The organism is Streptomyces sp. NPDC012935 (assembly GCF_042900345.1).
Lineage (GTDB): Bacteria > Actinomycetota > Actinomycetes > Streptomycetales > Streptomycetaceae > Streptomyces.
Genome location: NZ_JBIBBC010000005.1, coordinates 400,652 through 412,422, shown reverse-complemented (window position 1 = coordinate 412,422; position 11,771 = coordinate 400,652). Strand labels below are relative to the sequence as shown.

At 70.2% G+C, this 11,771-nt stretch carries 9 protein-coding genes; 8 read left to right on the top strand and 1 reads right to left on the bottom strand.

Features of this window, described 5'->3' with window-relative positions; translation table 11 throughout:
• Window positions 1-99: 99 nt before the first annotated feature.
• Window positions 100-711, bottom strand: a complete 612-nt coding sequence (locus ACFY5C_RS16055) for a beta-class carbonic anhydrase (protein ID WP_389444715.1) — start codon at window positions 709-711, stop codon at window positions 100-102.
• 379 nt (window positions 712-1,090) lie between these two features.
• Between ACFY5C_RS16055 and rsmH the strand changes: the two genes are divergently transcribed.
• The 8 genes from rsmH (at window position 1,091) to ftsW (ending at window position 11,769) form a co-directional block, all read left to right on the top strand.
• Entirely contained in the window at window positions 1,091-2,047 is a 957-nt protein-coding gene (rsmH, locus tag ACFY5C_RS16050; RefSeq protein WP_389444713.1) for a 16S rRNA (cytosine(1402)-N(4))-methyltransferase RsmH, read from the top strand.
• A 90-nt stretch (window positions 2,048-2,137) separates the two neighbouring features.
• The gene (locus ACFY5C_RS16045; RefSeq protein WP_389444711.1) at window positions 2,138-2,731 is read left to right on the top strand and encodes a septum formation initiator family protein; all 594 of its coding nucleotides are present in this window, start codon (window positions 2,138-2,140) and stop codon (window positions 2,729-2,731) included.
• Between the two features lie 5 nt (window positions 2,732-2,736).
• The gene (locus ACFY5C_RS16040) at window positions 2,737-4,698 is read left to right on the top strand and encodes a peptidoglycan D,D-transpeptidase FtsI family protein (RefSeq protein ID WP_389444709.1); all 1,962 of its coding nucleotides are present in this window, start codon (window positions 2,737-2,739) and stop codon (window positions 4,696-4,698) included.
• Window positions 4,699-4,882: 184 nt separating this feature from the next.
• A complete protein-coding gene (locus tag ACFY5C_RS16035; protein WP_389444707.1) occupies window positions 4,883-6,409 on the top strand; it encodes a UDP-N-acetylmuramoyl-L-alanyl-D-glutamate--2,6-diaminopimelate ligase in 1,527 nt (508 codons plus the stop codon).
• 4 nt (window positions 6,410-6,413) lie between these two features.
• Window positions 6,414-7,829, top strand: a complete 1,416-nt coding sequence (gene murF / locus ACFY5C_RS16030) for a UDP-N-acetylmuramoyl-tripeptide--D-alanyl-D-alanine ligase (RefSeq protein ID WP_389444705.1) — start codon at window positions 6,414-6,416, stop codon at window positions 7,827-7,829.
• Window positions 7,826-8,899, top strand: a complete 1,074-nt coding sequence (gene mraY / locus ACFY5C_RS16025) for a phospho-N-acetylmuramoyl-pentapeptide-transferase (protein ID WP_389444704.1) — start codon at window positions 7,826-7,828, stop codon at window positions 8,897-8,899. The genes murF and mraY overlap by 4 nt, the downstream gene beginning before the upstream one ends.
• On the top strand, window positions 8,896-10,305 hold the full coding sequence (murD, locus tag ACFY5C_RS16020) for a UDP-N-acetylmuramoyl-L-alanine--D-glutamate ligase (protein WP_389444702.1): 1,410 nt from the start codon (window positions 8,896-8,898) through the stop codon (window positions 10,303-10,305). The genes mraY and murD overlap by 4 nt, the downstream gene beginning before the upstream one ends.
• Before the next feature lie 102 nt (window positions 10,306-10,407).
• A complete protein-coding gene (ftsW, locus tag ACFY5C_RS16015) occupies window positions 10,408-11,769 on the top strand; it encodes a putative lipid II flippase FtsW (RefSeq protein ID WP_389444700.1) in 1,362 nt (453 codons plus the stop codon).
• Window positions 11,770-11,771: the final 2 nt, after the last annotated feature.

The window sequence follows — 11,771 nt, the reverse complement described above, 5'->3', positions numbered from 1 at the left end:
ACTCGACTGTGGACAACTGTCCGCGATATGTCAGGGCTTAGGGCCTTTTGTGCGCTCCAGAGGCCGAATTGACAGCCAAACGACAGGTGCGGCGGAGGGTTACGCGGGGTCGATCTCGCGCAGCAGACCGGTCTTCACGTCGAAGACGAAGCCGCGTACGTCGTCCGTGTGCACCAGGAACGGCGAGGTGCGCACGCGCTGCATCGACTGCCGCACGTCCTGGTCGACGTCGCGGAAGGACTCCACCGCCCAGGCGGGGCGCTGGCCGACCTCCAGCTCCAGCTCGGTGCGGAAGTCCTCGGTGAGGGACTCCAGGCCGCAGCCGGTGTGGTGGATCAGCACGACGCTGCGGGTGCCGAGCTTGCGCTGACTGATGGTGAGCGAGCGGATCACGTCGTCGGTGACGACGCCCCCCGCGTTGCGGATGGTGTGGCAGTCGCCGAGCTCCAGGCCGAGCGCGCGGTGCAGGTCGAGGCGGGCGTCCATGCAGGCGACGACGGCGACGTGGAGCACGGGGCGGGCGTCCATGCCCGGGTCGGTGAAGGCGGCGGCATAGTGCTCGTTTGCCTCGACGAGACGGTCGGTGACCGTGCCGCGGTCGGCTATCGCACCCTGGGGGCCAGTGGGAACCGATGCAGAAGTCGTCATACCCATGACGGTACTGGTCACGCGCCGAACGGTCCCGTTGTGAGAGGGGACAAAGAACGCCATCGAGCCTTGTTGTGAGCTAACCCACAGGGGTGCCGTGAGTGCGCCCATGCGAGCGAATTTCCGCGCGGCGCGGCGGCGGCGGAACCCGAAGCGGCGACGCGCAGGCCGGTTGATTGACCGCGACAGACGGTGGACTAAAGTGGCGCGAAGCGGGAGGCGAGACTCCCTGCTGGACTGAATTCCCCGGAGACCCCGGCGACTTTCCGGAGATCTCCCCGCGTGCGCGGCGCGTACGTACGGCTCGGCCTCCTCCCGCTCCCGGTCGGCTGACGCTTCCGGCGCCGGCAGGCCTCCCCATCACTGGGGGGTTACCCCAGATCGTCGGGGGAGGGCGGGGGCCCGGCGGTGCGTGCGGGCACGCCGGATCTGAGAGGGCCCCTTGAGCCAGAGTCGACATGTCCCGGTGATGCTCCAGCGGTGCCTGGACCTGTTGGCCCCCGCGCTGCAGCGACCTGGAGCCGTGGTCGTCGACTGCACGCTCGGGCTCGGCGGCCACAGCGAGGCTCTCCTCGAGCGGTTCCCCGAGGCCCGGCTCGTCGCCCTCGACCGGGACAAGGAGGCCCTGCGCCTGTCCGGCGAGCGGCTCGCGTCGTACGGCGAGCGCGCCAACCTCGTGCACGCCGTCTACGACGAACTGCCGGACGTCCTGGCTAGGCTCGGCATCGCGCGCGTGCAGGGCGTCCTGTTCGACCTCGGCGTCTCCTCCATGCAGCTCGACGAGGCCGACCGTGGCTTCGCCTACGCCCAGGACGCCCCCCTCGACATGCGCATGGACCAGACGAGCGGCATCAGCGCCGCCGAGGTCCTCAACACCTACCCGCCCGGCGAACTCGTCCGGATCCTGCGCGCGTACGGCGAGGAGAAGCAGGCCAAGCGGATCGTGGCCGCCGTGGTGCGTGAGCGGGACAAGGAGCCGTTCACGAACAGCGCCCGGCTGGTGGAACTCATCCGGGACGCGCTGCCGCAGGCCGCCAAGCGCACCGGCGGCAACCCGGCCAAGCGCACCTTCCAGGCACTGCGCATCGAGGTCAACGGCGAGCTCTCCGTCCTGGAGCGGGCGATCCCGGCCGCCGTGGCGGCCCTCGACGTCGGCGGGCGGATCGCCGTGCTGTCCTACCACTCGCTGGAGGACCGGCTGGTCAAGCAGGTGTTCGCGGCCGGCGCCGCCAACACCGCCCCGCCCGGACTGCCGGTTGTCCCCGAGCAGTACCAGCCCCGGCTCAAGCTGCTGACGCGCGGTGCCGAACTTCCCACCGAGGAAGAGGTCGCCGAGAACCGGCGCGCGGCACCGGCGCGCCTGCGGGGCGCCGAGCGCATCAGGGAGTCCATCGAATGAGAGGCCCAAGGCGGGGATCGGGGCGGGGATGGCAGTCCGGGTCCAGAATTCAAACCCATGAGTTGGAGAACCGAACCCGGCGGAGGGTGAGTGAGTAGGAAACCCGAACTGAGGGGGCGGGCCGCCCGGCTCGCACGGCTCTTCCCCACGGGTGTGGCGCAGGCCGCCCGCGCCCCCTTCGTCCTCCTCGTCGTCCTGCTTCTCGGCGGCGGCCTCATCGGGCTCCTCGTGCTGAACTCCGCCCTGAGCGAAGGCGCGTTCAGACTCGACGACCTGCAGAAGGAGACGAAGTCCCTCACCGACGAGGAACAGTCGCTCCAGCGGGACATCGACGCCTACTCCGCCCCCGAGGCCCTCCAGCGCCGCGCCCGCGAACTCGGCATGGTCCCCGGCGGGGACCCCGCCTTCCTCAACCCCGACGGCACCGTCAAGGGCGTCCCCAGCCCCGCGCCCGCCGGGCAGACCGCCGCGTACCACACCCTCGTCCTTCCCCCCGAGGCCCTGGTCAGTGAGCCCGTGTTGCCCTCGGCGGCCGGCGCGACGCCCACGACGTCCGCACCCGAGACCACCCCCGCCGTGCCGCAGCCCGCGCCCTCGTACGCCGAACCCCAGGACGCACCCTCCGCCCAGCAGCCCGCCCCGTCCGCCCAGTCCACCACCCCGCACTCGACCCCCGGCAGGTGACGGAAGTGTCCGACAGGGAACCGCCGCGCCGCCGCGTACCCGGACCCGCGAAGCCCGCCCGCTCCGCAGGCGCCCAGCGGCGCCCCGGCCCCGGCGCCCGCCCGGCCCGCCGCCCGGCACGCCCCCGTCCGCCGGTCACCGGCGTCATCAGGCTCGGCAGCCCCCGCCCCCGGCTGCGCATGGTCGGCCTGGCCCTGGCCCTTGTCCTGATCGCCTTCGTCGTACGGCTGCTCCAGGTGCAGGGCGTCGACGCGAGCACCTACGCCGCCAAGGCCGAGAAGAACCGGTACGTCGGCTACACCCTGGCCGCCGAGCGCGGCGGCATCACCGACCGTAACGGCGTGGCCCTGGCGGCCAGCGTGGACGCGTACGACATCACGGCCGACCCCACGCTGTTCGCGCCCGAGCAGCTGAAGATCGACGACGGTCCCGAGCAGGCAGCCGCCCTTCTCGCGCCGATCCTCGGCCAGGAGCCCGAGAAGATCGTCCACAAGCTGCGGCCCGCCAACAAGAACCTGCGCTACACCCTGCTGGCGAGCCGTCAGACCCCGCAGGTCTGGAAGCAGATCAAGGACCTGAAGACCGCGCTGGCCACCAAGTCCGAGACGGACAAGAGCACCGTCAACGTCCTCGCCGGCGTCCTGTCGGTCGCCAGCAGCAAGCGCGTGTACCCGAACGGCGACCTCGCCGCCGGGATACTGGGCTGGGTCAACTCCGACGGCAAGGGTGGCGGCGGTGTCGAGCAGCAGCTGAACAAGCAGCTGTCCGGCAAGGACGGCGAGATCCGCTACGCCCAGTCCGGCGGCCGTCAGGTCCCCACCGTGGGCTCCACCGAGACGCCCGCCGTGCCCGGCAGCGACGTCGAGCTCACCATCGACCGCGACATCCAGTGGGCCGCGCAGAACGCGATCACCAAGCAGGTGCAGGAGTCCAAGGCGGACCGCGGCTATGTGATCGTCCAGGACACCCGCACCGGCGAGATCCTCGCCATGGCCAACTCGCCCGGCTTCGACCCGAACGACCTCTCCGAGGCCAGCAGCGCCAACATGGGCAACGCGGCCCTCCAGGACGCCTTCGAGCCCGGCTCCACCGCGAAGGTCATGTCGATGGCCGCCGTGCTGGAGGAGGGCGTGGCCACGCCCGGTACGCATGTCATCGTGCCCAACCGGCTGCACCGAGGCGACCGGCTCTTCAAGGACGACATCGACCACGACACCTGGTACCTCACGCTCAACGGCGTGCTCGCCAAGTCCAGCAACATCGGCACCATCCTCGCCACCGGCCAGCTCGGCAAGACCCAGCCGCAGTCCAACAAGGTCCTGTACGACTACCTGCGCAAGTTCGGCCTCGGCAGCTACACCGGGCTCGGCTTCCCCGGTGAGACTCCGGGCATCCTCGCCGCCCCGGACAAGTGGTCGACCTCGCAGCAGTACACGATTCCTTTCGGCCAGGGCGTGTCCATCAACGCGATGCAGGCGGCCTCCGTCTACTCGACCATCGCCAACGGCGGCGTACGCGTCGAACCCAGCATCGTGCGCGGCACCAAGGGGCCCGACGGGCAGTTCACCCCCGCCAAGGAGCCCAAGAAGTCCCGGGTCATCAGCGCGAAGACGGCGAAGACCCTGGCCCAGATGCTGGAGTCGGTCGTGGACGACGAGGAGGGCACCGGCACCAAGGCGCGCATCCCCGGCTACCGGGTCGCGGGCAAGACGGGTACGGCGAACCGAGTGGATCCGGCCACCGGCAAGTACCGCGGCTACACGTCGTCGTTCGCCGGTTTCGCACCCGCCGACAAGCCCAGGATCACGGTCTACTGCGCCATCCAGAACGCCACCCAGGGCAACTACTTCGGCGGCCAGATCTGCGGCCCCATCTACAAGCAGGTGATGGAGTTCGCCCTGAAGACCCTCCAGGTCCCGCCGACCGGGGCCAAGGCCGCGAAGCTGCCGGTCGCGTACCGGCCCTGACCACCACCCTGACCACCCTGATCAGCACCGAGCAGCCAGGAACCACCTCGTGACAACGATCACTCCCGACTCCGGGAACCAGGGCGCCCCCCGCCCCTCACTTCGCTCCCGGGCGGGTACGCCCGGTACGCTCACCGCCGTGCCACACGCTGATCAGTCCCAAACCACCCAGAAGGGGCAACCCGTGACCTATCCGGGACCGCCCAGGCCGGCGCAGGTCTCCGCCACACCCCTCGCGGAACTTGCCGATCAGCTGGGTGCCACCGCGCCGGACCGCGCGGACGCCGTCGAGGTCACGGGCATCACCCATGACTCGCGCGCCGTCCGCCCCGGCGATCTGTACGCCGCCCTCCCGGGCGCCCGCCTGCACGGCGCCGACTTCGTCACCCAGGCCGCGAGCCTCGGCGCGGTCGCCGTGCTGACCGACCCGACCGGGGCCGAGCGCGTCGCCGCGACCGGCCTGCCGGCCCTGGTCGTCGAGAACCCGCGCGGGCAGATGGGTGAACTGGCGGCCACGATCTACGGCCACCCCGGCCGCGACCTCCTCCAGATCGGCATCACCGGCACCTCGGGCAAGACCACCACGGCGTATCTCGTCGAGGGCGCCCTCAAGACCGCCCGTGCCACCGGACTCATCGGCACCGTCGAGATGCGCATCGGCGACGAGCGCATCAAGTCCGAGCGCACCACCCCCGAAGCCACCGACCTCCAGGCCCTGTTCGCCGTCATGCGCGAACGCGGCGTCGAGGCGGTCGCCATGGAGGTCTCCAGCCACGCCCTGGTCCTCGGCCGGGTCGACGCCTGTGTCTTCGACATCGCCGTCTTCACCAACCTCAGCCCGGAGCACATGGAGTTCCACTCCGACATGGAGGACTACTTCCAGGCCAAGGCGCAGCTGTTCACCCCGAAACGCAGCAGACTCGGCGTCGTCAATCTCGATGACGAGTACGGCCGCAGGCTGGTCAAGGAAGCCACCGTTCCGGTCGTCACCTTCTCCGCCGAGGGCCACCCGGACGCGGACTGGCGTGCCGACGACGTGGCGATCGGCCCCATGGACTCGACGTTCACGGTGATCGGCCCCAAGGGCGAGCGGATCGCCGCCAGATCACCGATCGCGGGCCCCTTCAACGTGGCGAACACCCTCGCCGCCATCACCGCCCTGGCCGCCGCCGGCCTCGACGTGCAGGCCGCCGCCGACGGCATCGCCGCCGTGCCGGGCGTGCCGGGCCGGCTGGAGCGGGTGGACGCCGGGCAGCCGTACCTCGCGGTCGTGGACTACGCCCACAAGACCGACGCCGTCGAATCGGTGCTCAAGGCGCTGCGCAAGGTCACCGAGGGCAGCCTGCACGTCGTGCTCGGCTGCGGCGGGGACCGCGACACGACCAAGCGCGAGCCGATGGGCGCCGCCGCCGCCCGGCTCGCCGACACCGCCGTACTGACCTCCGACAACCCCCGTTCCGAGGACCCCCTGGCGATCCTTGCAACCATGCTCCAGGGCGCGGCGTCCGTGCCTGTACACGAGCGTGGCGAGGTCCAGGTCTTCGAGGACCGGGCCGCCGCGATCGCCGCAGCCGTCGCGCGGGCGCAGCCCGGCGACACCGTGCTGGTCGCGGGCAAGGGCCATGAGCAGGGCCAGGACATCGCCGGAGTGGTCCGTCCCTTCGACGACCGCCAGGTGCTTCGCGAAGCTATCCAGAAGACCCAGGGATGAACTTGTGATCGCCCTCTCTCTCGCCGAGATCGCAGAAGTCGTCGGCGGGCAGACGTACGACATACCGGATCCGTCCGTCCAGGTCACCGGATCCGTCGTCCGGGACTCCCGTGAAGTGGAGCCCGGCAGCCTCTTCGCCGCCTTCGTGGGCGAGCGTGTGGACGGCCACGACTACGCGTCGGCGGTCGTGGCGGCGGGTGCCGTCGCCGTCCTGGCCTCGCGCCCCGTGGGGGTGCCCGCGATCGTCGTGGCCGACGTCCAGAAGGCCCTCGGCGCCCTCGCCCGTCATGTCGTACGACGGCTCGGCGCGACCCTCGTGGCCCTGACCGGCTCGGCGGGCAAGACCAGCACCAAGGACCTGATCGCCCAGGTCCTCCAGCGCAAGGCGCCCACCGTGTGGACGCCGGGCTCGTTCAACAACGAGATCGGGCTGCCGCTGACCGCGCTGAGCGCCACCGAGGAGACGAGGTTCCTCGTCCTGGAGATGGGCGCCCGCGGTATCGGCCACATCCGCTACCTCACCGATCTGACGCCCCCGAAGATCGGCCTCGTGCTCAACGTCGGCACCGCCCACATCGGCGAGTTCGGCGGCCGCGAGCAGATCGCGCAGGCCAAGGGCGAGATCGTCGAGGGCCTCCCCGCCGCGAGTGAGGGCGGTGCCGCGATCCTCAACGCGGACGACCCCCTCGTACGGGCCATGGCATCCCGTACGAAGGCGAAGGTGATCCTTTTCGGAGAGTCCGGCGAAGCGGACGTACGCGCCGAGAACGTGCGACTCACGGACAGCGGACAGCCTTCCTTCATGCTTCACACACCCTCCGGGTGCAGCGATGTGACCATGCGCCTGTACGGTGAGCACCACGTGTCGAACGCGCTCGCCGCGGCCGCCGTCGCCCATGAGCTGGGCATGTCCGCGGAAGAGATCGCCACCGCGCTCTCCGAGGCGGGCTCCCTCTCCCGCTGGCGGATGGAGGTCACCGAGCGCCCGGACGGCGTGACGGTCGTCAACGACGCCTACAACGCGAACCCCGAGTCCATGCGAGCCGCCCTGCGCGCGCTCGCGGCGATGGGCAAGGGGCGGCGGACCTGGGCGGTGCTCGGCAAGATGGCCGAGCTCGGGGACGAGGCGCTCGCCGAGCACGACGCGGTCGGACGGCTCGCCGTCCGGCTCAACGTCAGCAAGCTCGTCGCGGTCGGGGGCAGGGAAGCGTCCTGGCTGCAACTGGGCGCATATAACGAGGGTTCGTGGGGTGAGGAGTCGGTGCACGTGTCCGACGCACAGGCGGCGGTCGACCTGTTGCGCAGCGAGTTGCGCCCAGGGGACGTCGTGCTCGTGAAGGCGTCCCGTTCGGTCGGTCTGGAGGGCGTCGCCGAGGCGCTGCTCGCGGGCGGTACCGAGGGTGAGGTTGCCGCCCGATGATGAATCAGATCCTGTTCTCAGGAGTCATTGGCCTCTTCCTGACCCTGATCGGCACTCCGCTGCTGATCAAGCTGCTGGCCCGCAAGGGCTACGGCCAGTACATCCGGGACGACGGCCCGCGTGAGCACCACGCCAAGCGCGGTACGCCGACCATGGGTGGTATCGCCTTCATCCTGGCGACGATCGCGGCGTACTTCCTGTCGAAGCTGATCACCGGCAAGCCGCCGACGTTCTCCGGCATCCTGGTCATCGGTCTGATGGCCGGCATGGGTCTGGTCGGCTTCCTGGACGACTACATCAAGATCGTCAAGCGCCGCTCGCTGGGCCTGCGGGCCAAGGCCAAGATGGCCGGCCAGCTGCTCGGCGGTATCGCCTTCGCGGTGCTCTCGCTCCAGTTCGCGGACAACCGAGGCAACACCCCGGCCTCCACGAAGCTCTCCTTCGTGCAGGACTTCGGCTGGTCCATCGGCCCGGTGCTGTTCGTCGTCTGGGCGCTGTTCATGATCCTCGCCATGTCGAACGGTGTGAACCTGACGGACGGTCTGGACGGCCTCGCCACCGGCGCCTCCGTGCTGGTCTTCGGCGCCTACACGTTCATCGGTGTCTGGCAGTTCCAGGAGTCCTGCGCCAACGCGCAGACTCTCAGCAACCCGGGCGCCTGTTACGAGGTACGAGATCCACTCGACCTCGCCGTCGTCTCCTCGGCGCTGATGGGTGCCTGCCTCGGCTTCCTGTGGTGGAACACGTCGCCCGCCAAGATCTTCATGGGTGACACCGGTTCGCTGGCCCTCGGCGGCGCGCTCGCCGGTCTCGCCATCTGCTCCCGCACCGAACTGCTGCTCGCCATCCTCGGCGGCCTGTTCGTGCTCATCACCATGTCCGTGGTCATCCAGGTCGGCTCCTTCCGCCTCACCGGCAAGCGCGTCTTCCGGATGGCGCCACTCCAGCACCACTTCGAACTCAAGGGCTGGTCCGAAGTCCTTGTGGTGGTCCGCTTCTGGATCATCCAGGGCATCTGTGTGATTGTCGGACTGGGTCTCTTCTACGCGGGATGGGCAGCTGACAAGTGACCGACTGGCAGGGAAAGAACGTCACCGTCGCCGGGCTCGGCGTCTCCGGGATCCCGGCGGCCAAGGTGCTGCACGGCCTCGGCGCGAAGGTCATCGTCGTCAATGACGGCGACGACGCACGCGCGCGTGCCCAGGCCGCCGACCTGGAGGCGCTCGGCATCGCCGTACGCCTCGGTGACGGATCGACCCTGCCCGAAGGCACCGAGCTGATCGTCACCGCGCCCGGCTGGAAGCCGGACAAGCCGCTGTTCGCGGCGGCTCGTGAAGCGGGCGTCCCGGTCTGGGGCGACGTGGAGCTCGCCTGGCGGCTGCGGGGCCCGGACGCCGCGCCCTGGCTCGCCGTCACCGGCACCAACGGCAAGACCACGACCGTCCAGATGCTCGCCTCGATCCTCGAAGCGGCGGGCCTGCGCACGGCCGCGGTGGGCAACATCGGCGTCTCGCTGCTGGACGCGGTGCTCGGCGAGGAGCAGTACGACGTCCTGGCGGTGGAGTTGTCCAGCTACCAGCTGCACTGGGCGCCCTCCCTGCGCGCCCACTCCGCCGCCGTCCTGAACCTCGCCCCCGACCACCTCGACTGGCACGGCTCCATGGAGGCGTACGCCGCCGACAAGGGCCGTATCTACGAGGGCAATCGTGTCGCCTGCGTCTACAACGTCGCCGACAAGGCCACCGAGGACCTGGTCCGCGAGGCCGATGTCGAGGAGGGCTGCCGGGCCATCGGCTTCACGCTGGGCACTCCGGCCCCGTCCCAACTCGGCATCGTGGAGGGCATCCTGGTCGACCGTGCCTTCGTCGAGGACCGGCACAAGAACGCCCAGGAGCTCGCCGAGGTCTCCGACGTCAACCCGCCGGCCCCGCACAACATCGCCAACGCCCTTGCGGCGGCGGCCCTCGCCCGGGCCTACGGGGTGCCCCCCAAGGCCGTACGGGACGGCCTTCGGGCCTTCACCCCGGACGCCCACCGCATCGCGCACGTGGCGGACGTGGAGGGGGTCGCGTACGTCGATGACTCCAAGGCCACCAACACCCACGCGGCGGAAGCCTCGTTGGCGGCCTACGAGTCCATCGTCTGGATCGCGGGCGGGCTCGCCAAGGGCGCCGTCTTCGAGGAACTGGTCACCAAGTCGGCAAAGCGACTGCGCGCGGCCGTGCTCATCGGCGCGGATCGCGGCCTGATCCGGGAAGCCCTCGCGCGACACGCCCCGGAGGTACCCGTCGTCGACCTCGACCGGACCGACACTGGGGCGATGCTCGCGGCAGTCCAGGAAGCCCGGCGACTCGCTGTTGCCGGAGACACGGTGCTCTTGGCACCTGCTTGTGCCTCGATGGACATGTTCGCCAACTACAACCAGCGCGGTGACGCGTTCGCGGAGGCGGTTCGCGAACTCGGCGCGGGCGCCTGACGCGGGTCTCGGCCACTGCGGGTGCTTCGGGACCCTTGGAGGGACGCGTGACTCGGATGTGGCCGGACGGTAGGTACCCCCACGGCGGGGCGGTGAGCGCCGATGCCCGGTAGCCGTACGGGAGGGCCTCCCGTCCAGCGGGCCGTCCGGCGCCCCGTCGTTCCCCGGCCGTCGCACGACAACGGCGTACGACGGCTCTACGTCCGCCTGAACAGGGCGTGGGACCGGCCGCTGACCGCCTACTACCTGATCCTCGGCGGCAGCCTGCTGATCACCGTGCTCGGTCTGGTGATGGTCTACTCGGCCTCCCAGATCACCGCGCTGCAGATGTCATTGCCCGGGTCGTACTTCTTCCGCAAGCAGCTGCTGGCCGCCGTGATCGGCACCGGGCTGCTGTTCGCCGCCTCGCGCATGCCCGTGAAGCTGCACCGGGCGCTGGCCTACCCGATCCTCGCCGGCGCCGTCTTCATGATGGCGCTGGTGCAGGTCCCCGGGATAGGAGTCGCGGTCAACGGCAACCAGAACTGGATCGCCCTCGGCGGCTCCTTCCAGATCCAGCCCAGCGAGTTCGGCAAACTCGCGCTGGTGCTGTGGGGCGCCGACCTGATCGCCCGCAAGGAGGACCGCAAGCTGCTGGCGCAGTGGAAACACATGCTCGTGCCGCTCGTGCCGGTCGCCTTCATGCTGCTCGGGCTGATCATGCTGGGCGGCGACATGGGTACGGCGATCATCCTGTCGGCGATCCTGTTCGGGCTGCTGTGGCTGGCGGGAGCGCCGACCCGGCTGTTCGTCGGAGTCCTGTCGGTCGCCGGCCTGATCGGCCTGGTGCTCATCAAGACCAGCGCGAACCGCATGGCCCGGCTGCAGTGCCTGGGCGCCACCGAACCGCGCAGCGGAGCCGTCGACTGCTGGCAGGCCGTGCACGGAATCTATGCTCTGGCCTCCGGCGGAATCTTCGGCTCCGGGCTCGGTGCGAGTGTGGAGAAATGGGGCCAACTCCCCGAAGCCCACACCGACTTCATCTTCGCCGTCACCGGTGAGGAACTGGGCCTGGCGGGGACGCTGTCGGTGCTCGCCCTCTTCGCGGCTCTAGGCTATGCGGGTATCCGCGTGGCCGGACGCACGGAGGACCGCTTCGTGAGGTATGCCGCGGGAGGCGTGACGACCTGGATCACCGCGCAAGCCGTGATCAACATCGGTGCGGTGCTCGGCCTGCTGCCGATCGCCGGCGTCCCTCTTCCGCTGTTCTCCTACGGAGGGTCCGCCCTGTTGCCGACCATGTTCGCCATCGGGCTGTTGATCGCGTTCGCGCGCGACGAGCCCGCTGCGCGGGCAGCGCTTTCCGTGCGGCAACCCCGCTTTGGTAGAAAGCGTGCGGGAGGCGCCGGCTCCGGCCGGGCGCCTCGGAGATGGAACACGATGCGACGGCGTGCCTCGGCGGCGCGCTCGTCCGGAGAGCGGTGAAT